Origin of the sequence: Dickeya sp. MK7, from assembly GCF_000406305.1 — a bacterium.
Taxonomy (GTDB): Bacteria; Pseudomonadota; Gammaproteobacteria; order Enterobacterales; family Enterobacteriaceae; genus Dickeya; species Dickeya fangzhongdai.
Window position 1 is genome coordinate 1,694,356 of record NZ_CM001984.1, and the last position, 25,658, is coordinate 1,720,013.

General features: G+C 58.4%; 21 protein-coding genes and 1 tRNA gene. 4 read left to right on the forward strand and 18 right to left on the reverse strand.

Features of this window, described 5'->3' with window-relative positions:
• Positions 1 to 3 precede the first annotated feature (3 nt).
• The 6 genes from DXXMK7_RS21795 to DXXMK7_RS07395 all read right to left on the reverse strand — a co-directional run bounded on the left by DXXMK7_RS21795 (position 4) and on the right by DXXMK7_RS07395 (position 7,349).
• Positions 4 to 366 (reverse strand): hypothetical protein, encoded by a 363-nt coding sequence (locus DXXMK7_RS21795; protein ID WP_238555982.1) that lies wholly within the window; start codon positions 364 to 366, stop codon positions 4 to 6.
• A gap of 73 nt (positions 367 to 439) precedes the next feature.
• Positions 440 to 1,720: an integrase arm-type DNA-binding domain-containing protein gene (locus tag DXXMK7_RS07375; RefSeq protein WP_038918513.1), complete on the reverse strand. Its 1,281-nt coding sequence runs from the start codon at positions 1,718 to 1,720 to the stop codon at positions 440 to 442.
• Between the two features lie 180 nt (positions 1,721 to 1,900).
• Positions 1,901 to 1,976 (reverse strand) — tRNA-Asn (locus DXXMK7_RS07380).
• 199 nt (positions 1,977 to 2,175) lie between these two features.
• Positions 2,176 to 5,289 carry a beta-galactosidase gene (locus DXXMK7_RS07385; protein WP_038918514.1) on the reverse strand — a complete coding sequence of 1,038 codons (3,114 nt, stop codon included), beginning with the start codon at positions 5,287 to 5,289 and terminating at the stop codon, positions 2,176 to 2,178.
• Between the two features lie 182 nt (positions 5,290 to 5,471).
• The gene (locus DXXMK7_RS07390) at positions 5,472 to 6,545 is read right to left on the reverse strand and encodes a LacI family DNA-binding transcriptional regulator (protein ID WP_038660256.1); all 1,074 of its coding nucleotides are present in this window, start codon (positions 6,543 to 6,545) and stop codon (positions 5,472 to 5,474) included.
• Positions 6,546 to 6,632: 87 nt separating this feature from the next.
• Positions 6,633 to 7,349, reverse strand: a complete 717-nt coding sequence (locus DXXMK7_RS07395; protein ID WP_038918516.1) for an aspartate/glutamate racemase family protein — start codon at positions 7,347 to 7,349, stop codon at positions 6,633 to 6,635.
• Positions 7,350 to 7,501: 152 nt separating this feature from the next.
• Between DXXMK7_RS07395 and hypT the strand changes: the two genes are divergently transcribed.
• A complete protein-coding gene (gene hypT / locus DXXMK7_RS07400; protein ID WP_038660250.1) occupies positions 7,502 to 8,395 on the forward strand; it encodes a hypochlorite stress DNA-binding transcriptional regulator HypT in 894 nt (297 codons plus the stop codon).
• Positions 8,396 to 8,449: 54 nt separating this feature from the next.
• On the opposite strand, the gene DXXMK7_RS07405 is transcribed toward hypT, so the two are convergent.
• Positions 8,450 to 9,739 carry a dicarboxylate/amino acid:cation symporter gene (locus tag DXXMK7_RS07405; protein WP_038918517.1) on the reverse strand — a complete coding sequence of 430 codons (1,290 nt, stop codon included), beginning with the start codon at positions 9,737 to 9,739 and terminating at the stop codon, positions 8,450 to 8,452.
• 913 nt (positions 9,740 to 10,652) lie between these two features.
• On the opposite strand from DXXMK7_RS07405, the gene flhA reads away from it, so the two are divergent.
• Entirely contained in the window at positions 10,653 to 12,830 is a 2,178-nt protein-coding gene (gene flhA, locus DXXMK7_RS07410) for a formate hydrogenlyase transcriptional activator FlhA (protein WP_049842419.1), read from the forward strand.
• A gap of 67 nt (positions 12,831 to 12,897) precedes the next feature.
• Here the strand turns inward: flhA and fdhF are convergent, their stop codons facing one another.
• On the reverse strand, positions 12,898 to 15,048 hold the full coding sequence (gene fdhF / locus DXXMK7_RS07415) for a formate dehydrogenase subunit alpha (RefSeq protein WP_038918518.1): 2,151 nt from the start codon (positions 15,046 to 15,048) through the stop codon (positions 12,898 to 12,900).
• A gap of 34 nt (positions 15,049 to 15,082) precedes the next feature.
• Entirely contained in the window at positions 15,083 to 15,625 is a 543-nt protein-coding gene (locus tag DXXMK7_RS07420; protein WP_013317225.1) for a 4Fe-4S dicluster domain-containing protein, read from the reverse strand.
• A 497-nt stretch (positions 15,626 to 16,122) separates the two neighbouring features.
• On the opposite strand from DXXMK7_RS07420, the gene DXXMK7_RS07425 reads away from it, so the two are divergent.
• Positions 16,123 to 16,380 (forward strand): DUF4160 domain-containing protein, encoded by a 258-nt coding sequence (locus tag DXXMK7_RS07425; protein ID WP_038918519.1) that lies wholly within the window; start codon positions 16,123 to 16,125, stop codon positions 16,378 to 16,380.
• Positions 16,381 to 16,387: 7 nt separating this feature from the next.
• Positions 16,388 to 16,876 (forward strand): DNA-binding protein, encoded by a 489-nt coding sequence (locus tag DXXMK7_RS07430; protein ID WP_038918520.1) that lies wholly within the window; start codon positions 16,388 to 16,390, stop codon positions 16,874 to 16,876.
• Between the two features lie 84 nt (positions 16,877 to 16,960).
• Here DXXMK7_RS07430 and hycI read toward each other — a convergent pair whose 3' ends face one another.
• Genes hycI through DXXMK7_RS07475 form a run of 9 tightly spaced genes read right to left on the reverse strand, consistent with a single transcriptional unit; the run spans position 16,961 to position 25,648 of the window.
• Positions 16,961 to 17,458 carry a hydrogenase maturation peptidase HycI gene (hycI, locus tag DXXMK7_RS07435; protein WP_038918521.1) on the reverse strand — a complete coding sequence of 166 codons (498 nt, stop codon included), beginning with the start codon at positions 17,456 to 17,458 and terminating at the stop codon, positions 16,961 to 16,963.
• Entirely contained in the window at positions 17,451 to 17,849 is a 399-nt protein-coding gene (locus tag DXXMK7_RS07440; RefSeq protein WP_038660229.1) for a formate hydrogenlyase maturation HycH family protein, read from the reverse strand. Before DXXMK7_RS07440 ends, hycI begins: the two co-directional genes overlap by 8 nt.
• Positions 17,846 to 18,637, reverse strand: coding sequence for an NADH-quinone oxidoreductase subunit B family protein (locus DXXMK7_RS07445; protein ID WP_038918522.1), 792 nt, complete (start codon positions 18,635 to 18,637; stop codon positions 17,846 to 17,848). The genes DXXMK7_RS07440 and DXXMK7_RS07445 overlap by 4 nt, the downstream gene beginning before the upstream one ends.
• Positions 18,634 to 19,203: a hydrogenase 4 subunit H gene (gene hyfH, locus DXXMK7_RS07450; RefSeq protein ID WP_038918524.1), complete on the reverse strand. Its 570-nt coding sequence runs from the start codon at positions 19,201 to 19,203 to the stop codon at positions 18,634 to 18,636. Before hyfH ends, DXXMK7_RS07445 begins: the two co-directional genes overlap by 4 nt.
• A gap of 10 nt (positions 19,204 to 19,213) precedes the next feature.
• Positions 19,214 to 20,941, reverse strand: coding sequence for an NADH-quinone oxidoreductase subunit C (locus DXXMK7_RS07455; protein ID WP_038918525.1), 1,728 nt, complete (start codon positions 20,939 to 20,941; stop codon positions 19,214 to 19,216).
• Positions 20,934 to 22,580: a hydrogenase 4 subunit F gene (locus DXXMK7_RS07460; protein ID WP_038918526.1), complete on the reverse strand. Its 1,647-nt coding sequence runs from the start codon at positions 22,578 to 22,580 to the stop codon at positions 20,934 to 20,936. Before DXXMK7_RS07460 ends, DXXMK7_RS07455 begins: the two co-directional genes overlap by 8 nt.
• Positions 22,581 to 22,584: 4 nt before the next feature.
• Entirely contained in the window at positions 22,585 to 23,235 is a 651-nt protein-coding gene (gene hyfE / locus DXXMK7_RS07465) for a hydrogenase 4 membrane subunit (protein ID WP_013317235.1), read from the reverse strand.
• 9 nt (positions 23,236 to 23,244) lie between these two features.
• Positions 23,245 to 24,684, reverse strand: a complete 1,440-nt coding sequence (locus DXXMK7_RS07470; RefSeq protein ID WP_038918528.1) for a hydrogenase 4 subunit D — start codon at positions 24,682 to 24,684, stop codon at positions 23,245 to 23,247.
• Positions 24,685 to 24,700: 16 nt separating this feature from the next.
• Entirely contained in the window at positions 24,701 to 25,648 is a 948-nt protein-coding gene (locus DXXMK7_RS07475) for a respiratory chain complex I subunit 1 family protein (protein ID WP_038660209.1), read from the reverse strand.
• Positions 25,649 to 25,658 lie beyond the last annotated feature (10 nt).

The window sequence follows — 25,658 nt, forward strand, 5'->3', positions numbered from 1 at the left end:
TGATTATTTAGTGTTCGATTTGGTGGTGTTTTTGATTGAAGCTTCACTTAGACCTATGCGTAGTAGCTCTGCCGCTGCACCATCTATGCTTTTGAAGACTCGTGCTTCATAAGGCTGTCTGGAACTGCATAAGACTAAAGGCTTACCTTCCCATTCTGAACCATCAAAAATCACGGTATACTCGCCTTTAGAGCCTTCTATTGTTGCTCTGTCAAGTAGACCTGATTTGACTCTTTCTTTAGCCATTGAGCTAAGGATGAAAATTCCACCATCAAGACCTGATATCATGGTTATTTCCTCGGTATTCAATATTGCTACGATATCAAATATTGCTGAAAATTCATAATAGAATGGTGTAGTAGCCATCACAGGTTGATGGCTATTCAAACATCGTTAAAACAAAGTGTTACATACTGTTATATGGTGGGTTATCAGGCAGTTAGCTTTGATTCCTGTGGGCAAACTCAAACGGCCTGATCATACTGTTGCTGTTGGCATCAAGGAAATCAGCCCACCACTGGAGCATCAGGCGACGTTGATCAAGGTGTTTAGCTTTGTGAGTATAAGCTGCCCGGACACTGTTGCTTTCCTTATGACTCATCTGAAGCTCCACAGCGTCTTCTGACCATAAACCAGACTCAATCAAAGCACTACAGGCCAGAGTTCGAAAACCGTGTCCACAGATGTCCTGCTTCGTGTCATAGCCCATATTGCGGAGGGCTTTGTTGATGGTGTTTTCACTCATGGGTTTAAACGAGTCATAACAGCCAGTAAAAATTAACCCATCATCTTGACCTTCTTCATAAGTCAGTTGTCGGATCTCTTTGAGTATCTTCATGGCCTGTTTACAAAGGGGAACGAAGTGCTTACGTTTCATTTTAGCCCCACGAGTTGAATGTTTGACGTTTTCAATCGCTTCACGCTGTTCGGGTATCACCCATAACTTACTTTTGAAATCAATTTCTGACCAGCGAGCGAAACGCAACTCACTGGAACGAATGAAAATCATCAGATTGAGCTGTATTGCCAGTATGGTTAACCTGCGGCCTTTGTATTCGGCAATTTTGTTCAGTAGTTGAGGTATTTCTTCCAGCTCCAGTGCAGGGCGGTGTTCAGTTTGTGGTTTCTGAACTGCCCCTTCCATATCATAGGCTGGGTTATGGCGTATCAGCTTTTGCTGGACGGCATGACGCAGGATTGCCGTAATGTATTGTTGAATGCGCATGGCGACTTCAAGATAACCAAGAGCCTCCACCTTTTTCACCGGAACCAGCAGATCACCTGTATCCAGTTCGGCAACATCTTTGTCACCGATTACCGGGAAGACATAAGTTTCAAGGCGCTTCCATACGGCATCACCATAATCATCAGACCATTTTGTTTTCGTGGCGAACCACGCTTTGGCTACTGTTCTGAAGGAGCGTGTATTATCACGTTTGGCTTTAAGCTCTTTAACCTCTGCCTGTTTCTTTGCATTAGGGTCAATACCCTGAGCCAGAAGCTTTCTGGCCTCGTCACGGCGTTGTCTTGCGTCAGAAAGAGAAACAGCAGGGTAAACACCGATAGAGAAAAGTTTTTGCTTTCCTTCGAAACGGTAGGCCATTTGCCAGTATTTCGAACCTTTAGGGGTAACACGAAGGAACATACCAAAGCCATCAGTCAGCTTGTATTCCTTCTCAAGGGGTTTTGCATTTTTTGCTTTAATATCAGTCAGTGACATGAACACGCCCCCTCGTTTGTTGGTAAAAGGGAAATCGAACCAGCATTACCAGCATTTTTACCATCAAAATGATATGGCTTCGAGTGGTTTTTAGTGAACGAGGGTGAACGACTGAGAGGGGATAACCAATTGATAAATAGCAAAAAAGCAGACGTCAGTGAACGTCTGCTTTCTTTAAATTGGCTCCTCTGACTGGACTCGAACCAGTGACATACGGATTAACAGTCCGCCGTTCTACCGACTGAACTACAGAGGAATCGCTTGAACGGGGCGCATGATAACGGGGTCTGCCGTGCATGTCAAAGGTGTAAACCACATTTTTGACGCGTTTGGCGAGGGAATGCGCAATATGCCGACTTTTTCACACGATCGTCTTGATTGAACGGCGTTTTACGTTGTGTCGCCGTGGTAAAACAGCAGGCCGGCAGTAGCGTGATGCTGCCGGCCCGGCGGGATTATTGCAGCCGCAGTTGCAACTGGTAACGGTAGCGGGGCGCGGTCAGCAGGAAATCCGACGCGACGCTTGGGCTCCAGGAGTCGTCGCCGCCGATGCCCATGTGAAATCCGTCCAGATTGAGCCAGGTGCCCGGCTCCGGCTGCAACAGATGCTGATGGGTGCAATCCATCAACTGTCGCAGGCTGTAGCGGCCGATACCGAAGTGGAAGTCGCCTTCAATAAGCCAGTTGCCGTAGCGCAGTTCCCGGGTGTGGCAGCGCAGGCCGTTTTCCGATGGGAAAATGTACGGCGTGTGCATCGCGTCCAGCGGTTGCTGCCAGCGGCCGTGCAGCGCGGCGAGGCGGCGGTCGGGATAATTTTCGTGCGGACCCAGCCCAAGCCAGCTTACCTGTGGGTTGACCGCCGCCAGTTGACCACAGAGGCCGATGCGCGCCAGCGGCGGCAGGTGACGGGCAACGTCCACGTCGACATTCACCGTCAACACGCCTTGTGCGTCAATACGCCACTGTTTGCGACTGATGAACAACACCTGTTGCTGGTAATGGCCGACGTGTTCGGTGGTGATCAGCACGCTGTCGCTGAGCGTATCGGCGCGGATCTGTCGGCAGTCGGTCTGGTACTGATACAGCCCGGCCAGCTTCCAGCGTTCCACCCAGGCGTTCGGGTCGATGCGGTCCACTTCGCTGATGCCGATGTCGTTATCCAGCGGCGCGCGCGTCAGATTGTCCTGCAACGGACTGAGCAACTGCGGCTGCCCGTCGCGCCACCACTGAGTCAGCAGACCGCTACGTTTGTCGAAGCTCCAGCGTTGCTGGCCGTGGCTGATATCGAAGCAGTCATCATCCCGAGTCAGGGTTGGACATGCGCCGTCGGCCTGGCGTGACGCCGGGTACGCCAGCGGCATCGGCAGCGGCCATTGATCCCAGGCGCAGCGGTGCCCGGCGGGCGACCAGTCAGTCGCGTTCGGCTGAACCACCTCCACCGTCAGCCACATATCGGCGTGGTGTTGCGGCGCAGGCAACTGTTCGAGCAGAGTGAAGGTCTGGCAGCCCTGCGGTGCGATAGTGAGCGGCGCCACGCCTGACGCCAGTTGGACGTCATCCTGCATGATGCGCCAGCGCAGCTCCTCGTTATCGCTATGACGGAACAGGTATTCGCTGGTGACGGTCAGCGTCAGCGGGTTGTCCTCATGGCGGGTGAACTGGAAAAACTGCTGGGCGCGCTGGGCTTCGTACAGCGCCGGATGCGGCGTGCGGTCGGGGAACACCAGACCGTTGAGGCAGAACTGACGGTCGTTGGGTTTATCGCCGAAATCGCCGCCGTAAGCCCAATGCGGTTTACCATCCTGCTCACGCACCAGCGCCTGATCCACCCAGTCCCAGACGAAGCCGCCTTGCAGCCGCGGATACTGACGGAATGCCTGCCAGTAACGGTCGAATCCGCCAAAGCTGTTGCCCATGGCGTGCGCGTATTCACACAGAATCAGCGGCCGGTTTTCTCCCGGCAGACCGATCCATTTTTTGATCGACCACTTCGGCACCGCCGGGAACGGCTGGTCCTGATCCACCCGGGCGTACATCGGGCACAGAATATCGGTGGCGGGCGTGTTGGCGCCGCCGCCTTCGTATTGCACCGGCCGACTCGGGTCTTGCTGTTTCACCCATTGGTAGAGTGCGCTGTGGGTAGGGCCGTAGCCAGACTCGTTGCCCAGCGACCAGATGATGATGCAGGGATGATTGCGATCGCGCTGTACCATGCGGGTGACGCGCTCGGCGTAAGCCGGCAGCCAGCGCGGGTCGTCGGACAGGCGGCTCATTGGCTGCATGCCGTGAGTCTCGATGTTGGCTTCGTCCACCACGTACAGGCCATAACGGTCGCATAGCCGATACCACAGCGGATGATTGGGATAGTGAGAGCAGCGCACCGCGTTGAAGTTGTGCTGCTTCATTAACAGAATATCCTGCCGCATGGTCGCTTCATCGATGGCCTGACCGCGTTGCGGGTGGTGTTCATGGCGGTTGACGCCGCGAATCAGCAGCGGCTGACCATTGAGCAGCAGCAGGCCGTTACGGATGGCGACCTCGCGAAAGCCGACGTCATAAGCTTCCGCTTCCGCCAGCGTGCCGTCGGCGTGCTCCAGCGCCACCACCGCCCGATACAGATTGGGTTCTTCCGCGCTCCACAGTGCGGGCCGCTCCACCTCCAGTTGCAGGCTTACGCGGTCATGGTAGGCGCCGCGTTCATCGATCGCCGGCGTGCCGAACGGCGCGCGGCTTTCACCCACCAGTTGCCCGCCGCGCCACAGCTGCACATGCAGTTGCCACGCCTGCGCCTGTTCTTCCGGCAGATTAGCCTGCGCGGTAACGCACAGCGCGCCCTGCGTGTAGCTGTGGCGCAGCGGGGTGGTGATCTGCACATCGCGCAGATGCACCGCCGGTTTATGCAGCAGGTAGACGTCGCGGTAAATGCCGCTCATGCGCCACATGTCCTGATCTTCCAGATAGGTGCCGTCAGACCAGCGTAGCACCATCACCGCCAGCCGGTTTTCTCCCGGCTGCAGGCAGGGCGTCAGGTCGAACTCCGCCGGTAGCCGGCTGTCCTGGGAATAGCCGACCCAGTTGCCGTTGCACCACAGGTGAAAGGCGGAATTCACGCCGTCGAACACGATGCGGGTCTGGCCCTGCGCCAGCCAGTCGGCGTTAACTGGGAATGTGAGCGAGTAACAACCGGTGGGGTTGTCTTGCGGTACGAACGGCGGGTTGACCGGTATCGGGTATTTGATGTTGGTGTAAATCGGCGCGTCGTAGCCCGCCAACTGCCAGTTGGATGGCACGGCGATAGCGTCAGCGCCGGTCAGATCCTGCGTCAGCCACTGTTCCGGCACCGCTTCCGGGCGCGGGAAATAGCTGAAGGTCCATGCGCCATTCAGCCACTGACGCCGCTCGGAAGGCTGGTCGTCACGCGCAGCGTCGAGACTGCGCCAGCTGGAAAACGGCGGATGGGCGTCCAGCCGGCGAGCGTGAGGACAAGCCGGGTTTTCCCAGTCGCGTCTGGCCAGAATATCCGCCAGCGAGATGCCGGATAGAGGAACGTAAGCGGAAGCAGTGGACATAAAGCAGGCTTTCCTTTGTTGGCTGAAAGTGAGTGGCTGAAAGCGCCCGACTGGCGGATGAACAAGAATTGTTATCCGCTCACAATTTTACTGGCAGGATCGCGGCTTGCCGGGCGTGAGTAAAGCGCAAGGACGCCGGAAAGTGGCGTCGATCACAAAACCAATCGGCGTTGGGGAATGGATTAGCGTTGTAACTGCCGCGCCAGTGTAATCAGCTGTAGCGCGACGTCCTGCGGCGACAGTATGGAGGGTTGCCAGGCGGCGGTGGTCTGACGGGGGATCAGCGTGGTTTTCAGCCGCAGCGGGGCGGGGGTGTGCGGGTGTTGCAGGCATTCCAGCAACCGGTTGACGCTTTCCCGGCCCAGTTGCCGGAAGTCCTGACGGATGGTGGTCAACGGAGGCTGGAAATAGGCGCTGTCGCGGGTGTCGTCAAAGCCAATCACCGAGATCTGTTCCGGTACCCGCAGGCCATACTCGTGGATGGCCCGCAGAACGCCCAGCGCCATTTGATCGTTGGCGACGGCAATGGCGGTCGGGCGAACCGCATTCGCCAGCAGCAGATGCGCCTGCTGATAGCCGGAACTGGCGCTCCAGTCTCCTTCCGCAATGGCGCAGGGCGTCAGCAGATGGGCCGCAAGCGCCTGTTGCCAGCCTTCATAACGCAGCCGGGCGGATACCGAGCTTTGCGGGCCGGCAAGCAAGGCAATCCGGCGATGGCCCAGCTCCACCAGATGATCGATAGCCAGTTTGGTGCCCTGATGCGGGTCGAATATCACGCTCGGCAGGTCGGCGGCGGGGGAGGTGTCGAGAAACAGCGCCGGCGTGGCGGCGCACAACTGGTGGATTTGCTCCGCCGCTTCCTGTTCCAGCGGCACGTTGACGATCACGCCGTCCACCCGTTGCGCCAGCAGTTCATTGACCGCGCGCTGAACGTCATTGCCATCGACGGCGCGCAGCATGGATATCACCACGTTGAATCCCAGTTCGCTGGCGGTGGTTTTAATCGCGGCGGCAATTTGGGAGGGCGCGTGCAGCGACAGGTCGATGGTCGCCAGACCGATGGTGGTGGCGCTGCGGCGCGCCAGTTGCTGGGCCACCCGGTTGGGGATGTAGTGGAGCGCGGCCATTGCCTGCTCCACTTTTCCCCGGGTTCGGTCTGAGACATGAGGCGCTTGATTCAGCACCCGGGAGACTGTCTGGTACGATACCCCGGCGTAAGCCGCCACGTCATTGAGCGTTACTGGTTTCGCTTTCATGGTTCTCTGTTAATCAGTCCCTGTATTGTCACCTGACGTTATCATAACAAAGGCTGGCGACAGTAGACTGCGACCGACAGAGAAAAATTACGCGGCGACCGGCGGATGCGTTACCTGCTGGTAATACCAGGCGATGGTTTTTCTGATCAGCGCATCGGTGGCATCCAGATAGGCGTCTGGCTCGGCGACGGCTTCCGGCTCCAGAATCAGCGGCAGCTCGGTACAACCCAGAATGATTTTTTCCACGCCCCGCTGCCGCAGCGAGTCGACCACCGGCAGCAGCAGCGCCCGGGCTTGCGCGGCATCGCCCGCCTTGTAGGCGTAGATACTGTTCATCACCGCGTCCTGCTGCTCGTCGGTCGGTAATGTGCAGCGCACCTGTTGATCGGCCAGTGCGTGCTGGTAAATTTCGCCGCGCACGGTGGCGGTGGTGGCCAGGATGGCGACGTGACGGACGCGCTGTTCAGCCACCTGCTGACAGGTAGCGTCAATAATGCTGATCATCTCCAACTGGGTATACCGCTTCAAATCCTCGAACCAGTAATGCGCGGTGTTGCAGGGAATGATGATGCAGGTCGCGCCGGCTCTCTCCAGAATTTTCATGTACTCCACCATTTTCTTCAGTGGTGAGGCGCTGTGATTGAGAATACATTGGGTACGATCGGGAATATCCGGGATAGAAACCGCGATCACCGGAATATGTTCCTGATCCTTTCTGGCCGGAGTATGCCGGATGAGTTTTTGCATGGCATCCACGGTCGCACCGGGTCCCATGCCGCCAAGAATGCCGACTACAGGATTCACGTTTTCCGCCTCATTGATGGTGATGTTGGAGTGGAAAAATCATCGCACAGCGCCCGGAAATGTGAATTGCGAAATTCCCATCCTCTATGTATGTTTTGCATAACTGTGCTGGCGTTATGCGCGTAATGCGTTTTTCTGAAAGGTGAGTGTCGATGCTAAATAACATTGAAACCAAATGGTTATACGATTTTATCGCACTGGAGGAGCACCGCAGTTTTACGCTGGCAGCCGAGACGCGCAACATTTCCCAGTCGTCATTCAGCCGACGAATCCGGGCGCTGGAAGAGGCGGTGGGGTTCGATATTTTCGACCGCGGCGCCCAGCCGTTGCAACTGACCGAACCGGGCAAGATTTTTCACGCCCATATCCGCAACACCCTCGACGATCTGGAATACCAGATTCACAAACTGCACGGCGGCAGCCATTACAAGAACAAGATCACGATTGCGGCAGCGCATTCGCTGTCGGTGTTTGTGATGCCGGAACTGCTTAAAACCGTGCCGGATCGGCAGGAGAAGATTTTCTATGTTGAATCGATCGATGTGGATGATGCGGTACTCAATCTGAAAGAAGGGCGCAGCGATTTTATTTTTTCGTTTTACAACGAGGAACTGATGTCGGAGCCGTTTCGCCATACCCGCATCATGGATTCCACCCTGTACCCGGTTTGCGCCTGCGATGCGGCCGGCAAACCGTTGTTTGACATCCGTGCCGCCGGGCTGCCGCTGCTCAATTACACCGACACCAGCTACATGGGGCGTCAGGTCAACCGCTATCTTTCCACGCTGGCGCCCGAGCGGTTTACCGTGAGTTTTGTCTCCTCGATGAGCGACTTGCTCAAACGTATGGCGAAGCAGGGACACGGCATCGCCTGGCTGCCGGATTATTCCATCCGCGATGAGCTGGCGCACAAGGAGCTGACGGTGCTGAAACTGGATCAGGCGGTGATGAAGATGCAGGTGTATCTGTACCGGCTGGATGCGCGGCTTAACGTGGCGTCGGAGTCATTCTGGCGGGCGATGACCGCGCCGCGTTCGGCGCAATAAAAAACAGCGGCCGCAGGGCCGCTGTTTGATGAACTAAGCTGTTGTCGGGAACGGTCAGGCGTCTTGTCTGGCCTGTTGCAGCGCCACTTCCGCCTCAGGCTCTTCCTCGTCGTCGGTGATGTCTTTTTCCAGACTGGCCACCACGGCGGTCGAGATACTGTTGCCGATAACGTTGGTCGCGGTGCGGCCCATATCCAGGAACTGGTCGATACCCAGAATCAGCAGGATGCCGGCTTCCGGCAGGTTGAACATCGGCAGGGTGGCGGCTACCACCACCACGGAGGCGCGCGCGACGCCCGCCATGCCTTTACTGGTGATCATCAGCGTCAGCAGGATCAGGATCTGCTGGGTCAGGCTCAGGTCAATATTGTACGCCTGAGCGATGAACAGGATAGCGAACGACTGGTACATCATGGAGCCGTCCAGGTTGAAGGAGTAACCCAGCGGCAGCACAAAGCTGGTGATCTTCTTCGGTACGCCGAAACGCGTCAGGGCATCCATGGTTTTCGGGTAGGCCGACTCGCTGCTGGCGGTGGCGAACGCCAGCATGGTGGGTTCGCGAATCAGACGTGCCAGCACCGCGATGGAGCGGCCAAGGAAGGCGTAACCGACCAGGAACAGCACCGCCCACAGCAGCGCCAGACCGAGATAGAACTCGCCGATCAGCTTGCCGAAGTCGTAGATCAGGCCCAGACCCTGAGTGGTGATGGCGGACGCGATGGCGGCGAACACGGCGATCGGCGCCAGCGCCATCACGTAGTCAGTCACGCGGAACATCACTTTGGCCAGCTCTTCGATGGTGGACAGAATGAAGTTGGCCTGTTTGTTATGGTGTTTGACGTAAGCCAGCGCAGAACCGAAGAACAGCGAGAACACCAGAATCTGCAGGATTTCGTTGTTGGCCATCGCTTCGACGATGCTTTTCGGGAAGATATGGCTGATGAAGTTTTTCAGCGTGAAACCATCGGTATTCAGACCGGTGGTGACATGGTTGACCGGCGCGACCAGATTCATGCCGACGCCCGGCTGGAAGAAGTTCGCCAGCATCATACCGATCAGCAGCGACAGGAAAGACGCGGTAACGAACCAGGTCATAGCTTTCAGGCCGACGCGGCCCACGGCAGAAGAGTTGCCCATGCTGGCCAGACCGGAGACCAGAGTGGCGAACACCAGCGGCGCGATGATCATCTTGATCAGACGCAGGAAGATGTCGGTGACCATATTGAAGTAAGACGCCACCTCTTTGGCGCGGGCACCGTCCAGATAGTTGTGGCATGCCCAACCAATCAGAATACCGAGCACGATCGCCAAGCATATCTGTATTAATAACTTCTGCCTTTGCATATTAACCTCATGTTGATGAATGTATTCAGACAACACACAGTGTTATTGCAGCGTAGCGGTCAGAGATGTCGTGAGACATACGCAGGCCGATACCCTGATTTGTTTGTGGGGTGTTGTGTCTGCCGCGCGAAATATTACAACGAAATCGGATTTTTGCCCTTTTTTTCTGCTGATAAAATGAAATGCATCACTGAATGAGGTCAAAAATGCGTTATTTCCCTGTTGATCATGGGTAAAAACCAGATAAATAATAGGTGTATTTATTTCTATAATTTTATATTTATCAATTGGTTGTGTTTTTTATGTCGTGAGACGACAGGCGCTTTTTGAGTTAATCATAACTTTTTCTTATATCATCATCTGAGTCAGCAATAAATCCAATAATCGCCGTTGAACTATTTTTATCCATTCACGATTTTATTATTGGTTGATGACATGAGTGATTAATAAACAGTAATTACCCTTCTATTCATGAAAATATAATCTGGCGTAATACGAAAAAACCGTATCGCAATTGAATAAAAACAGCAGCAATTTTAATGACCTGCTTTAATTGCATTGAACGGGCGGACAAATGTTATTTTCTTCTTTCTGGATGTAACTGAAATGTTGGATTTTGGTTTTTATATGACGGCGTTTTAACCAATTCAGCGCGATAATATACACCAAGACAATATTACCTCAGCAAGCATCGGTAATGGTCGCTGTATAAAATACACCCACAATAGTAAACGGTTCTTATTATTATCTGGCGCGACAGGCGATAATCGCTCATCCGGTAACCGCTTGTTGCCGGCGTGCTCCGGTTTAGCACGATTCAGATCAAGCTATTGGTGAGGCGACGTGTCATTTCGTCAGTGAAGCTCTTACACTATTTCCCCACACTATCTATGGAAATTGGATTACGGTGGTTATGGCGACACGACTGACAGACTCTCCGTCCCGGCTGTCTATTCTGTGGCAGGATGCCTTGCTGAAAATTTCTCAGTCATTGTTGCAACAGCGCAGCATTCCCGACCTGTTGCGGGCGCTGGATGGCGTGTCGTTTTCAGTGGTGCGCTTTGGCCGGGTCAATCTGATCCTGCTTGATCCGCTGCATAACCAGATGAATTTCTACCGCTACGATCGCGAATCCGGGCGTACCCAGTGCAGCGAAGAGGCGGTTCTGCTGGCGAACGGTCCCGGCGGAGTGGTGTGGAGCACCCAGACCCCGCTGCACTGCGATCGCACGCACTTCCTGCGCGATTTTCCCCACCTGACCGACCAGCCGGCCTACGCCGGACTGAGCGATTATTGTCAGTTGCCGCTGTGTGGCACGCACCGCGGGCTGGGCGGAGTGGAATTCCTCAAGACCGACGGCAGCCGTTTCACCGATAACGAACTCGACTTTTTCCAGGCGCTGGCTGGAGTGGTGGCGCTGGTGGTGGAAAACATTAGTGAACGCGAGCAGGTGCTGCAAGAAGAGGAGCGGTTGCGCCATGAGCGCGACCATCTGCGCATTCTGGTGGATGTCACCAATACCGTGATTTCCAAACTGGAGCTGCAGGCGCTGGCGCTGGAGGTGTCGCGCGAGATCCACCGCTTCTTCGGCATTGATTTTATCGCGCTGGTATTAAAAGAAGGCGAGGGCGAAGCGCAAGCGCTCAAGTATCTCGCCACCGTCTACCCGCAGGCCGGCGCGCCGAAAACGGTACAAGGCGAGGTGGAGCGGGCGCAAACGCTGGCAGACGGCGTGATGGCGCAGCATCAACCGCTGCTGGTACGGGTGGCGGAGCGCCCCCAGGCCGGCGAGCCGCGCCCGCTCAGTCAGTGGTTTGACCATGCGTTGTCTCATGTCTGCCTGTTGCCGCTGGCGTTTGGCAACCGGACGTTGGGGGTGCTGGAGCTGGCGCACCGCTCAGCGTTGGCGGTCAGCGAAGCGGATCTCCGGCTGCTGCGGCAAATTGCCGCGCGTATCGCCATTGCGCTGGATAACGCGCTGGCCTATGAGCAGATCACCCGCATGAAAGATTCGCTGGTGCATGAGAATTTCTACCTGACGGAACAGCTTACCGAGCATATTCATCAGCGCAGCGGCGACGAGTTCGGTGAAATCATCGGCCGCAGCGCCGCCATCCGGCAGGTGCTGGAACAGGTGGAGATGGTGGCGGCCAGCGACAGCACGGTGCTGATTTTGGGTGAAACCGGCACCGGCAAGGAGCTGATTGCCCGCGCTATCCACAGCCTGAGCCAGCGTAAAGCCCGGCATATGGTGAAAATGAACTGCGCCGCCATTCCGTCCGGCCTGCTGGAAAGTGACCTGTTCGGCCATGAAAAGGGCGCGTTTACCGGCGCCACCAGCCAGCGCCAGGGGCGGTTTGAACTGGCGGATAACAGCACGCTGTTTCTGGATGAGGTGGGCGATATCCCGCTGGAATTGCAGCCTAAACTACTGCGGGTGTTGCAGGAGCGGGAGATAGAACGGCTGGGCGGCAGCAAAGTCATTCCGGTGGATGTGCGGTTGATTGCCGCCACCAACCGTGACCTGAAACAGATGGTGGCGGACCGCGAGTACCGCAGCGACCTGTATTACCGACTCAACGTGTTTCCCATCGTTATTCCGCCGTTGCGCGAGCGGCCGGAAGATATTCCGTTGCTGGTGAAGTTTTTCACCCGCAAGATCGCCCGTCGCATGAACCGCACTATCGACAGCATTCCGTCCGACATGCTGCGTCAGCTGAGCTGTTTACCGTGGCCAGGCAACGTGCGGGAACTGGAAAACGTGGTGGAGCGGGCGGTGATCCTGACGCGCGGCACCACGCTTAATTTGCAGATAGATGAATTGCAGCATCATCTGTCGCCGCTGGAGGTGCCCAAACCGGCGCACCGCGACTTTACGCCGCCGCCGGTGGCGGCCGAGCCGTCATCCGGGCAGTTGGATGCCGAAGAGGAATCGGAACGCGAGCGGATTATCCGGGTATTGCGGGAAACCAACGGCATCGTCGCCGGTCCGAAAGGCGCCGCCGCCCGGCTTGGGCTTAAACGCACCACATTGTTGTCGCGGATGCAACGCATGGGAATTTCCGCCCGGGAAATCGAAGGGATTTCCTGATTAAGGCGATGAGGTGGTGAGAGGGTCTGAAAAAACCTCCTCCCCGATCGGGGAGGAGGGGTAGGGATTAACCCGCGACTTCCGCTTCTTTACGCAGACGGGCTTTCAGCGCGCTGTACTCCTGTGTGACGTAGTTCTCCGCCCAGTTCTGGTCGGCGATCGGTTCCAGTTTCACCGCGCAGTGTTTGTATTCCGGTGTTTTAGCGATCGGGTCCACTTCGTCCAGCGTCAGTTCGTTACAGGCGCCGATCCACCACTGATAGGTCATGTAAACCGCGCCTTTATTGATGCGCTCGCTGACCATCGCCCGGCTGATCACTTTGCCGCGGCGTGACGCCACCCACGTCAGTTGCTGATCGCGAATGCCGAGGCGTGCGGCGTCTTCCGGGTTCATCTGTACGTAACCCGGTTCGTCCGCCAGCGTTTGCAGCGCGGTACAGTTGCCGGTCATGGAACGGCAGGAGTAGTGACCGACTTCGCGCACCGTGGAAAGCACCAGCGGGTAGTCGGCGTCGGTCTGCTCCATCGGCGGGTGCCATTCTGTCGCGAACAGCAAGCCTTTACCGTTCGGGCGGTCGAACTGGTTACCGGCATACAGCCACGGCGTGCCTGGGCTGTCTTCGGTCAGACACGGCCACGGCACATAGCCCAGACCGGCCATTTTCTCGTAGGTGGCACCGTAGTAGAGCGGGCACAGATTGCGCAACTCATCCCAGATTTCCTGAGTGTTGTTGTAATGCATCGGGTAACCCAGAGCGGTTGCCATCAGGCTGATGATTTCCCAGTCCGGCTTGACGTTGCCCTGCGGCTCCACCGCCTTGTAGAAACGCTGGAAACCACGGTCGGCGGCTGAATACACCCCTTCATGTTCGCCCCAGGACGTCGCGGGGAAGATCACGTCCGCCACGGCGGCGGTCTTGGTCATGAAGATGTCCTGAACGATCAGCAGTTCCAACTGGTTGAAGGTTTCGCGCACCACCGACAAATCCGGTTCGGTTTGCAGCGGATCTTCGCCCATCAGGTAATTGGCTTTGATCTTGCCTTCCTTGATCATGTGCGGCACATCGGTCAGCGAGTAGCCGATACGGTCGGACAGCGACGGTACGCCCCAGGCTTTAGCGAATTTTTCGCGCAGGTCCGCATCGGTGACTTTCTGGTAGCCGGGGAACTGGTTCGGCAGGGCGCCCATATCGCAGGCACCCTGCACGTTGTTCTGACCGCGCACCGGGCCGACGCCGACGTTCGGGCGGCCGAGGTTGCCGGTGAGCAACGCCAGACCGGACAAGCCTTTCACCACATCCACGCCCTGCGTCCACTGGGTGACGCCCATGCCCCACAAAATGGTGGCGGACGGCGCGGCGGCGTACAGGCGAATGGCGTCGCGGATCAACTGCGGGTCGAGACCGGTGATGTCCGCTACGTATTCCGGCGTGTATTTCGCCACCAGATTGCGGTATTCCTCGAACCCTTCGGTATGCTGGGCCACGAAATTCGCGTTATACAACCCTTCATTGATCAGCACGTTGGCGAAGGCGTTGACCAGCGCCATGTTGGAGCCGTTTTTCAGCGGCAGCCACAGGTCGGCGATACGCGCGGTTTCGATATGGCGCGGGTCGCAGACGATGATTTTGGCGCCGCGTTCTTTGGCCTTGATGATGCGGCGCGCCACAATCGGGTGAGAATCGGCGGCGTTGTAACCGAACACCAGAATGCAGTCGGTGTGTTCGATTTCGCAGATCGAGTTACTCATCGCGCCGTTGCCCAGCGTCACCTGCAGACCGGAGACTGACGGGCCGTGGCAAACGCGGGCGCAGCAGTCGATGTTGTTGGTGCCGGTGACCGCGCGGGCGAATTTCTGCATCACATAGTTGGTTTCGTTGCCCGGCCCGCGGGAAGAACCGGTGTGCATGATGGCGTCCGGGCCGTATTTTTCTTTGATGGCTTTCAGGCGGGAACTGGCGAAGTCGATGGCTTCGTCCCAGGACACTACCTCAAACGGCGCGCCTTTCTGGCGGCGGATCATCGGTTGCTTCAGTCGCGGGGTTAACAGCTTGGTGTCGTTGAGAAAATCCCAGCCGTAATAGCCTTTCAGGCATAGTTCGCCTTCGTTGGTCAGGCCGTTGGCGCCTTCCGCGCCGACCACTTTACCGTTTTCCACCAACAAGTTAATTTTGCAGCCTGACCCACAGTAAGGGCAGACGGTAATCACTTTCTGCATGACATTGCTCTCCTTCATCGTACCGGCGGCACGCTCAGAATTTCATTTCCGCGGCTTCATCAAGTGCTGCGCGCCGCTGTTTACGTTGAATCATCTCCTGAATGTCTTCCCGACTGATCAGGCGCAGGGCTTTGGTCGGGCAGACTTCGACACAGGCCGGGCCGTTGGCGCGTCCTTCGCACAGGTCGCACTTGTGCGCCTCCGCCTTGATGCAGTTACCCAGTGTCTGATAATGGCTGATACGCGCCACCGGTTTACTGATCACCGTCATGGCGCCGTACGGGCAGGCCACCACGCAGGTTTTGCAACCAATGCATTTTTCCTGCTGCACCCGGATATGATCGCCGGCGTGTACGATCGCCCCGTTGGGACAAACATTGGCGCAGGGGGCGTCTTCACAGTGGCGGCATTGAATCGTGGTGCTGACATTCAGCCCCTTCACCACTTTCAGGCGCGGTGTGAAATGCTCTGGCGACAGCGACGACGGGTTACCGTCGCTGTGCGCCAGCACGCAGGCGACTTCGCAGGTGCGGCAGCCAATACATTTCCTGGGGTCTGCTAAAACGAACCGGTTCATGACAGGGTCTCCTTCCGCGGCTCTGATGGACTAAGGGTTATGTCGAAGGCTCGGCCGCCGACACATCGCCATATATAAAGCAGGGTTTATGCCAGAATGAATGCTTATGGTTTATAAGTTTGATTTATAAGAGATTTAAAGTGAGTTTTTGGGGGAAAGACAGCCTGTGACCGGCCGGTGACGAGTGTCAGTCGACGAGGTTCGGCAGATTTGACGACGTGTGCCCGGCGCGATGCAGGCCGCAGCAACAGGCAGAGAAAAACCAATCTGTTGCGAAGCGTGTTCCAGCTCTGAAAACTGCCTATCGAGGTTAGAAAGTCTGGCCTTTATTGTGTCTTCAGCGCGATGGCGCTTTACCCGCACGTTTCAGCGGCGCGCAATGGCTTTTTATTTTTCAGTGAAATCAACATGAAGCCTTTTACAGGCAAGAAGACGGGAATCGAATGGTTGTATCCTTTGGGATACGGTGTTAATCTGCTCATTGACAAGGAGTGCCAATGCCTGAGATTGACAGACTGGCAGGGCTAATTTTCCATTTGTACTTTTACGATGATGAACGGCACCACTTGCCGCATGTGCATGTCTGCTACGGCAACCATGAGCTGATCATCAGTATTCGTACTGGAACAGAGATCGAAGGATATCTGCCGAATAACAAGCGCAAGCTGGCGCTTGCGCATATCAGAGCCCATCGGGAACAACTGCTGAGTATGTGGGAGCGGGCGGTTGTGGGGAGAAATCCGGGAAAACTGTGAGGCATTTATGCATAAAATCGTGGAAGTTGACGTGATTGGCGACTTTTCGTTGCGCCTGACCTATGAGGATGGTTTGGTTTGCGACATCAATCTTTATCAATATGCCTCCAGCCCGGTATTTTCGAACGCCAGCCTATTTATCAAGTTTGGGCTGCTGCCGGATGGTTCGCTGGAATGGTCGCCGGATATTAAGATTTCCGCGTCGGAATTGCGGAAAAAAGGGGAGTATGTCAGCCACACGCTTGCGGTGCGAGAAAAGAACTTCGCTGATGTCATCTCTCGCGCCTTCTATGATGCCGTGATTGAGAACCGGCCGGAAATTCTGCAAGCGGCGTTGAAAATCGCGGTGGAAAAACATGGCAACAGCACAGTAGCCAAAGAGGCGGGGGCGAAAAGTCGCACCAGTCTGTATAAGTCGCTGAATAAAAATACCCATGTCAGTCTTGCGACGGTGGTCAGCCTGGCGCATACCGTGCTGCAACTGGAAGAGAAGTAAGCCGTGGGCCTGCCAGGGGCGGAGCTGGCGTCTGCTCCGCCCGTAGCCCTATCAGGGCCAATATCACGTCAATGCACGTGCGCCTTACGCCAGCACCTCAAACCCGCCGTTCTCCTCCCAGCCGGATAATCGCTGATACAGGGTGTCCACCGCCCGGGTTACTTCTAGGCTGATGGGAAAATAGAACGCCACCAGCGCAGGCTGGATGCCGACGAAAATGACCTCGGGAATGTCTTCCTTCAGGCTGTCGATCAGGTAGTTCAGCGGCAGGCTGTGGGTATTCATCAGCATGTCTTCGGCGATACGATCCGGATCGACGATGCGGATGGCGCCCGGCGCCAACCCCATGTCGGTGGCGTCCACCACCAGCAGGCGGCGAGGCTTCAGTTCCCGCAGCGTGTGAGCGGCATTTTCCGGAATGGCGCCGCCGTCAATCACCGACCAGCCCGCTACCGGTTGCTGACTCATGCGTTCCGCCAGCAGCGGGCCGGCGCCGTCGTCCCCCATCAGGGTGTTGCCGACGGTCAGCACCATGTTTTCGATATATAAAGGGGCTTCGGTGTGTAAAGGGTGTTCAGTCATCAAGGCGTTTCACCATCAGATAAATAGCCGGTTCACGTTGCATCGCCGCCAGATAGTCCACCAGCGTAGCGGTCCATTCCGGGTAGCGATCCCCCGCCGCCAGTGCGGTGAAGGCAGCGCCCAGCAGCGCGGTGTGGGTGTGGTCAATGGTGATTTCGCCAAAGCGCAGCAAACCCAGCATCTTGCGGCGGGCTTCCTCATCACTCAACTGACCGACCCAGCCTTCGTACTCCGCCAGCGGGCAATGCAACACCTGTTTCAGGCAGTCGATGACGCCGACGTGATGGCCGATAGCCAGCGAGTAATACATCACCTGCTGCGCCTGCTCCGGTATCTTGTCGCGGCTGTCGAGAAACTTGCGGTTCAGGGCATAAAAACGAACGCTGCTCATGACAGGATCTCCCCGCGCAGCATGGCGTGATAAATCTGTAGCAGATGACCGACGATCTCGTTTAGCCGCGGGTCTTCATATTGGTTGAGCCAACGGGTGACGCGATGCTCAAAGCCTTCCAGCGGCTGGTTTTCCAGCAAGTCGAGGAAACGGTCGCTGATTTCCCGCCCCTGGCGATACCCCGCCATCAGACGGGCTTCCCGCTCCACCCGCACCCGCAAATCCAGCGGCACCGCCGGATGAATCAGCGCCGCTTTCTCATGTTCGGCCTGCTGGTGGTCGCTGCCGTGCAGTTTCTGCTCCAGCAGCCCCAGCGCCACCGCAAAACCGTAAATCGTCGCCGCCGGGGTCGGCGGACAACCGGGGATGTAGACGTCGATCGGCACGATTTTGTCGCTGCCGCCCCACACGCAGTACAGGTCGTGGAAGATGCCGCCGCCGCAACCGCAGGCGCCGTAGGAGATACAGATTTTCGGATCCGGCGCCGATTCATAAGCGCGCAGCGCCGGGCTTCGCATGGCGCGGGTCACCGCGCCGGTAAACAGCAGGATGTCGGCGTGGCGCGGCGACGCCACCACCTTGATGCCGAAGCGTTCGGCGTCGAACAGCGGCGTAATGGCGGAGAAGATCTCGATCTCGCAGCCGTTACAGCCGCCGCAGTCCACGCGGTAGACGTAGGCGGAGCGCTGGATATCTTTCAGCAGCGTCTTTTTCAGCTGCTGGGCCTGTTCGTCGAGCGTAATCGGGGTGGTGTGGTAGTGATCGACCCCGTTGGGCAGCATACTCATTGCGCATTCCCCTTGTGAGTGGTCGGGGCGGACAGGTGCTGACTCAGCCGCACGTTGCCCTGATGGTTCATGTTCTGTTTGCGTTTGCAGTCCGGGCAGGTTTCGAACTGGTGGCGACGCGCCTCCACCTCGTTTTCCGGCACCCCGGCGTGCGCCAGCAGCGCCATCGCGTATTCCACCTCTTTCTGCGGCGCGAACGGCCGCTGGCAGACATGGCAGTTCAGCAGTTGGAAGGTGGCGCGCTGGTACAGGTCGGCCTTGCTGGCGACCGCCATTTCGAACTCCTGCGACAATACAATGGCGCGGGTCGGGCACACTTCTTCGCAGCGGCCGCAGAAGATGCAGCGGCCGAGGAACAACTGCCAGGTGCGGGTGCCGTTGTCCAGGTCGTTAGCCATCGTCAGGGCATTGGCCGGGCAGGCCATGGTACAGGCGGCGCAGCCGATGCACTGCTCCGGGTCGTACTCCGGTTTGCCGCGAAATCCGGCGGGCACCGCCAGCGGCGCGAACGGGTATTTCACCGTGCTGTTGCCCGCCTTGAGGATGGTTTTGAACAATTTAATCATGGGGCCTCCCTCATTTCAGCGGCGAACGGGTGCGTTCCAGTCCGTAGCGCTCGATCTCTTTGTACGGCACGGTGGTGACTTTCTTCTTGCGGACATCCACCAGCGTGACGCGGTCGGTACAGGAGTAGCAGGGGTCGAGGCTGCCGATGATCAGCGGCGCGTCCGACACCGTGTTGCCGCGCAGCATAAAGCGCAGCACCGGCCAGTTGGCGTAGGTGGCGGCGCGGCAGCGCCAGCGGAACAGCTTCTGGTTGTCGCCGGTCATGCTCCAGTGGATGTCTTCGCCGCGCGGCGCTTCGGTAAAGCCCAGCGCGAACTTGTGCGGCTGATAATGGATGTGCTCGTTGAGGATCGGCCCGTCCGGCATGTTGTCCAGCCCGAATTCGATCATCGCCAAAGAGGTGAACACTTCACGCACCCGCACCAGTACGCGGGAGTAAACGTCGCCGCCGTCGAGGTGATGCAGCTCCATCGGCAGGTCCAGATAGCCGGCGAACGGGTGGTCGACGCGCACATCGCGCTGAAAACCGCTGGCGCGAATCATCGGCCCCACCGGGCTGTAGTCGCGCGCCACCTGACGGTTCAGCACGCCGACCCCCTGGGTGCGTTGCGCCATGTTGGCGGTGTTGAGCAGCATATCGGTCAACTGCGTCACCTCTGCGCGCATTTCACGGATCAGCCGGATGGTCTTCAGCCGATCTTCTTTCAGGATGTCGCGGCGGATGCCGCCGATCAGGTTAAGACCGTAGGTTTTGCGCGCGCCGGTGAGCATTTCGGCGATCTGCATCGATTTTTCGCGCACCCGGAAGAACTGCATGAAGCCGGTGTCGAAACCGACGAAGTGGCTGGACAGCCCGATATTCAACAGGTGACTGTGCAGGCGCTCTACCTCCAGCAGGATGCTGCGGATGGTATGGGCGCGCGCCGGCACCACTACGCCCAGCGCGTTCTCGATGGACGAGGTATACGCCACGCTGTGGGTGAAACCGCAGATGCCGCACACCCGGTCGGACAGAAACGTCACTTCGTTGTAGCCCATGCGGGTTTCCGCCAGCTTTTCCATGCCGCGATGGACGTAGAACAGGCGGTAGTCGGCATCGATAATCTGTTCCCCGTCGACAAACAGCCGGAAGTGCCCCGGTTCGTCGGAGGTGATGTGCAGCGGACCGATCGGCACCACCCGGGTGTCGCCGGTGGCGTCGTTGACGAAGGTGTAGGACTCGTCGTCACGGGTGGGGGCAGGGCGCTGGCGGTAATCCATCGCGTCTTTGCGCAGCGGGTAGAGTTCGTCCGGCCAGTCGTCCGGCAGCACCAGCCGGCGCTCATCCGGCAGGCCGACCGGGATCAGCCCGTACATGTCGCGCACCTCGCGCTCTCCCCACACGGCGGCGGGCACGCGCGGCGTCACCGACGGAAACTCCGGCACCGTTGGGTTGACCAGCGCTTTCACCACCACCCAGCACTTCTCGCCCTGTTCCATCGACAGCACATAGTAGACGGCGAAATGGCCGTTGAGGGTACGCTCGTCGTTGCCGAACAACACCGACAGCCAGCCGCCGTGCTGGTAGTAGAGATATTCCACCACCTCCGGCAATTGGTGCAGTTTGACGGTGATGGTCAACTGATTGGCGGTTTGCCGTTCTTCTTCCAGAATCGCCGTCGGGAATTGCTGTCTGACATGGGCGACGTAATTAGCGCCTAAATTTTCAGCGCTGGTCGCGGCGGATGAATTAATCACGGTACATCTCCTGACGGGAAGGGGTTAACGATGACGCAGGCGCCGTGTCCGGCGTGGTAGTATCCAACGTGGTAGTACCCGACGTGGTAGTACGGGCGCTCAGCGACGGCCAGCCCAGACTCGGCGGCGTTGGCTCGCCGGCATGGCTGCCGTTTAAAACAATGGCGGTGGCCTGTTCCAGCAAATGGATGACCGGCTGCGGAATGCGGGTGCCCATCACCAGCATCAACACCAGCAGAATCAGCATCGGCGCGGTGGTCAGCCAACCCAGTTCGCCTTTGCTGACCGCTTCCGGCTGGCTGCCCAGCACGCTGGTGGCGATCATGCGAACCAGCCCGGCCAGCACCACGGTCAGCAGCGCCAGCAACACCAGCACCAGCGGCAACTGACCGGCGTGGATGCCGGCGGTCACCGTCATGAACTCGCTCAGGAACACGTTGAACGGCGGCATACCGCCGAGCGCCAGCGCGCCGCCGGCCAGCAGCGCGCCCGTCACCGGCGCGACGCGCAGGATGCCTTTCACCGCGTCCATATCACGGGTGCCATATTTCAGCAGTACGTTACCGGAGCCGCAGAACAGCAGGGTTTTCGCCAGACTGTGGTTCAGGGTGTGCAGCAGCGCCGCCAGAATGCCGAGCGGGCCGCCGATGCCGAGCGCCACGGCGATCAACCCCATGTTTTCCACGCTGGAGTAGGCCAGCAGGCGCTTCATGTCGCGCTGTACCAGAATCAGGAACGCGGCGACGGCCACCGACAGCAGGCCGAACACCAGCAACAGCCGTTGCGGAAATTCCGGGCCGATGGCGGCGCTGATCAGGATGGTGTAACGCACGATCACCAGCAGCGCGCAGTTGAGCAGCACGGCGGAGAGCAGGGCGCTGGTGGGGCTGGGCGCCTCGCTGTGGGCGTCCGGCAGCCAGGCGTGCATCGGAAACAGGCCGGTTTTGGTGCCAAAGCCGATCAGAATAAAGATGAACGCCAGATGCATCAGCGTGCTGTCCAGCTCGCCGGCGTGTTGCAGCACCTCGGTCCAGAAAATGGCGTTGCCCGGTTCCGCCATCACGTTGGCGGCATTGGCGTACACCAGCACCGTGCCGTACAGGCCGAACGCGACGCCGACGGTACAAATAATGATGTATTTCCACGCCGCTTCCAGCGACGAGCGTTGGCCGTACAGGCCCACCAGAAACGCCGAACTGAGCGTGGTGGCTTCAATCGCCGCCCACATCAGGATCAGGTTGTTGCTGGTGATCACCAGCAGCATGGTGAACAGGAACAGGTGGAAGAAGCCGTAGTAGTGGCACAGCGTGGTGACGCTAATCTCGCCGCCGTCGACTTCGTGGCGCATGTACCCCATCGAATAGAGGCCGGTGAGAAAGCCGATTACCCCGAGAATCGCCAGAAACAGCGCGCTCAGACTGTCGAGATGCAGCCAGCGGTGGGCCGCCAGCAGCTCGCCCTGCTGGTACACCGTCCATACCGCCAGCAATGCCGTCAGCAGCAGCGCGCTGATGCCGAGCAGATGAATCAGGCTCACCAGCGCACGCGCCGCCGAGCCGGTAAAGCGGCAGGCGAACGCCAGCAGGGCGGCGGCAAACGGCACGCCCAGCAGCAGGGAAAAAAGATCCAAAGTCGTCATGTGATTATCCTTTCAGCGCGGTCAGTTGCTGAACATCCAGCGTGTGCAGCGTGCGGTGGATTTTGCGCGCCATCAGCGCCATCACGATGACGGCGAAAATGGCGTCGGTGGCGATGCCGATCTCCACCAGCTCCGGCGCGCGGTAGGCCAGCAGCGCCAGCGTCAGGTGGGCGCCGTTTTCCATCAGGCAGTAGCCGAACACCTGTTTGAGAATGTTGCGCTGGCTGACGATGCACAGCAGGCCGATCAGGAAGTGGCCGAGCGATACCGCCAGCACCGGTTTAAGGTCGTTGACCATCGGCAGTTTTACCGGCGCGACGGCAAAGTAGCTCAGCAACACAATCAGGGTGGCGATCAGTATCAGGGTCGCGGTGCCGATTACGCCGCCGTCGGCTTTCGGGTCAGCCAGCCGGCAGAAGGCGAAGCTCATAATGGCGGGCACCATCACCACCTTGGTGATGAAGGCGGTCAGCGACCACAGATACAGCTCGTGGGAGCCCAGCAACCCGCCCAGCGCCACAAAGATCAGCACCAGCACCAGCGACTGCAACGCGTACAGCGCGGCGGACACCGTGGGTTTTCTGGCGGCGATCACCAGCAGCGAGGTGATGATCAGCAAACCAGCCAGATTGTTGACGAGAAGAGATCCAGTCATGGGAGTTCCTTATTTCAGCCAGAGTGCGGCGATAACGCTGGAGCACAGCGACATCACGATCAGCACCAGCAGCACCAGATTCATCGACGCCGGCACCGCCGTGGCCGACGCTACTTCCTCGGACGGCTCGCCCGGCACGGTGCGGCCAAACCAGTAGAGGAACCAGGCGAAACTGGCGACCGACTCCACCAGCGCGATGATCAGCAACGGCAGCAGCCACACGGCGTCGTTTGAGAGCGCAAACCCGGCGGCGAACAGCGGGAATTTGCTGAAGAAGCCGTTGAACGGCGGCACGCCGGTGATCGCCAGCGCCGCCACGCAGAAACCCACGCCCAGCAGCGGCAGGCGCTTCATCATGCCGCGCAACTGCGGCAACATACGGGTGCCGCAGCTGTAGCTGAGCGCGCCGGCCACCAGAAAGAACAGGCTCTTGGCGTAAGCGTGGTTGAAGATGTAGGCCATACCGGCGTCGAAGGCCATGCGCGAGCCGAAAATAGACAGCGACAGCGCCAGAAAGATGTAGGCGAGCTGGGTGATGGTGGAGTAGGCCAGCAGCCGCTTCATGTCTTTTTGCGGCAGGTACATCAGGAAGCCGTACACCAGCGTGATGATCGCCATGATGACGCCGACCACGCCGATGATGTGCGGCACCTCGACGGCGGACAGAATGGCGCGGGCGAAAATATACACGCCGACTTTCACCATCGAGGCGGCGTGCAGGTAGGCGCTCACCGGCGTCGGCGCTTCCATCGCATCCGGCAGCCAGACATGCAGCGGCAACTGGGCCGACTTGCCCCAGGCCGCGAACAGAATGCCGCCGAACACGATGATTTTGCTGCTGTCGTCCAGTTGCGCGATGGCGCTGAGCGCGAAAGTGCCGGTGGTGGCGAACAGCCAGGCCGCCGCCAGATACAGGCCGACAGACGCGACATGGGTCACCAGCAGCGCTTTCAGCGCCGAGCGCAGCGATTTCGGTTTCTGGTAGTAACCGATCAACGCCCAGGAACAGCCGCCGGTGATTTCAAAGAACAGCAACTGGCCGAGGATAGTGGATGACAGCGTCAGCCCGGCCATTGCGCCGATGAACACCAGCAGAAACGCGTAGTAGCGATTGCTGCCGTCGTGCGGATGTTCGCGGTTGCCCAGCGTCAGGTAGCCGCAGGAGTAGAGGCTGACCAGAAAACCGAGCGACACCACCGCAAAGCCGATCAACAGACTGATGCGGTCAAACACAAAACCGAACAGATCGGCCTGACCGTAACGGTAAAGGGTGACGACCTGGTCGGTTTTGCCGCCGTCGAGGTAACGCCAGGCCAGCAGCGCCATGCCGAGCGTCGCCAGCAGGGCGAACAGCGTACACACCCCTTTGGCGAAGCGCTGCGGCGCAAAGGCGACCAACAACGCGCCGAGAAACGGCAGCAGCAGGGTCGCAAGAGCAATATTCTCCATGATGGATGCCGACTCCTTATAGTCCGGTCAGGTAGAAAACGAACGCCAGCGCCGCCACGCCGAAGCCGAGCCAGGTCACCCGGCCGGTCAGCAGAAAGCGCCCGCGCGCCAGGCTGTTTTCGATAATCGCGGCGATGACGAACACCACCACCAGCTTGATGATCAGCGCCAGCGTGCCCCACAGCAGGCTGACCGCCGTGAGCGTTTCGGCCTTGCCGAACGGCACGAAAATCGACAGAAACAGCGTGGCGACCACCACCTGCTTGAGGCTGATGCCCCATTTCACCAGCGCCAGCCCGGCGCCGGCGTATTCGGTCAGCGGCCCTTCCTGTAGTTCCTGCTCCGCTTCCGCCACGTCGAACGGGATTTTGCCCATCTCAATAAAGGTGGCGAAGGCACAGGCCAGCAGCGCCAGCGCGGTGGCGGTGGGGGACACCCAGTGGCCGCTCGCCAGTTTGACGCTGATGTTGCCGATGTTGGTGGAGCCGGCGACCAGCGCCACCACCAACAACGCCAGCATCAGAATCGGCTCGACCAGAATGCCGAGCGTCAGTTCGCGGCTGGCGCCGATACCGGCAAAGGTGCTGCCGGAGTCCAGGCCGGACAGGGAGAAGAAAAAGCGAAATACCGCAAACAGATACAGCAGGGTGATGACGTCGCCCGCCGCGCCGAACGGAGAACTGTCGGTCACGGCCGGCAGCGTCATCGCCACCAGCAGCATGGTGGCGAGCAGGATGAACGGCATCAGGCGAAACACGCCGCCGCTATGCTCGGGCGCCACTTCCTGACGGCGCAGCAGCTTGAATATGTCACGGTAATCCTGCAGCAGGCCCGGCCCCTGCCGGGAGTGCATTTTGGCGCGGATCACGCGCGACATGCCGGACAACAGCGGAGCCGCCGCCATCAGCAGGACGGCCTGCAACAGCGCGCCCAGCAGCGGAAAAACGAGTGAAACGTAAGTCATGTTCCGGTCT

What these genes read in the sequence shown, in the direction of transcription:
- DXXMK7_RS07425 (WP_038918519.1), top strand. Translation starts at nt 16,123, where the DNA reads ATGCCTGAGATTGACAGACTGGCAGGGCTAATTTTCCATTTGTACTTT.
- DXXMK7_RS07430 (WP_038918520.1), top strand. Translation starts at nt 16,388, where the DNA reads ATGCATAAAATCGTGGAAGTTGACGTGATTGGCGACTTTTCGTTGCGC.
- DXXMK7_RS07385 (WP_038918514.1), bottom strand. Translation starts at nt 5,289, where the DNA reads ATGTCCACTGCTTCCGCTTACGTTCCTCTATCCGGCATCTCGCTGGCG.
- DXXMK7_RS21795 (WP_238555982.1), bottom strand. Translation starts at nt 366, where the DNA reads ATGGCTACTACACCATTCTATTATGAATTTTCAGCAATATTTGATATC.
- DXXMK7_RS07440 (WP_038660229.1), bottom strand. Translation starts at nt 17,849, where the DNA reads ATGAGCAGCGTTCGTTTTTATGCCCTGAACCGCAAGTTTCTCGACAGC.
- hypT (WP_038660250.1), top strand. Translation starts at nt 7,502, where the DNA reads ATGCTAAATAACATTGAAACCAAATGGTTATACGATTTTATCGCACTG.
- DXXMK7_RS07475 (WP_038660209.1), bottom strand. Translation starts at nt 25,648, where the DNA reads ATGACTTACGTTTCACTCGTTTTTCCGCTGCTGGGCGCGCTGTTGCAG.
- DXXMK7_RS07390 (WP_038660256.1), bottom strand. Translation starts at nt 6,545, where the DNA reads ATGAAAGCGAAACCAGTAACGCTCAATGACGTGGCGGCTTACGCCGGG.
- DXXMK7_RS07375 (WP_038918513.1), bottom strand. Translation starts at nt 1,720, where the DNA reads ATGTCACTGACTGATATTAAAGCAAAAAATGCAAAACCCCTTGAGAAG.
- fdhF (WP_038918518.1), bottom strand. Translation starts at nt 15,048, where the DNA reads ATGCAGAAAGTGATTACCGTCTGCCCTTACTGTGGGTCAGGCTGCAAA.
- hycI (WP_038918521.1), bottom strand. Translation starts at nt 17,458, where the DNA reads ATGACTGAACACCCTTTACACACCGAAGCCCCTTTATATATCGAAAAC.
- DXXMK7_RS07445 (WP_038918522.1), bottom strand. Translation starts at nt 18,637, where the DNA reads ATGAGTATGCTGCCCAACGGGGTCGATCACTACCACACCACCCCGATT.
- DXXMK7_RS07470 (WP_038918528.1), bottom strand. Translation starts at nt 24,684, where the DNA reads ATGGAGAATATTGCTCTTGCGACCCTGCTGCTGCCGTTTCTCGGCGCG.
- DXXMK7_RS07460 (WP_038918526.1), bottom strand. Translation starts at nt 22,580, where the DNA reads ATGACGACTTTGGATCTTTTTTCCCTGCTGCTGGGCGTGCCGTTTGCC.
- DXXMK7_RS07405 (WP_038918517.1), bottom strand. Translation starts at nt 9,739, where the DNA reads ATGCAAAGGCAGAAGTTATTAATACAGATATGCTTGGCGATCGTGCTC.
- hyfE (WP_013317235.1), bottom strand. Translation starts at nt 23,235, where the DNA reads ATGACTGGATCTCTTCTCGTCAACAATCTGGCTGGTTTGCTGATCATC.
- hyfH (WP_038918524.1), bottom strand. Translation starts at nt 19,203, where the DNA reads ATGATTAAATTGTTCAAAACCATCCTCAAGGCGGGCAACAGCACGGTG.
- DXXMK7_RS07420 (WP_013317225.1), bottom strand. Translation starts at nt 15,625, where the DNA reads ATGAACCGGTTCGTTTTAGCAGACCCCAGGAAATGTATTGGCTGCCGC.
- flhA (WP_049842419.1), top strand. Translation starts at nt 10,653, where the DNA reads ATGGCGACACGACTGACAGACTCTCCGTCCCGGCTGTCTATTCTGTGG.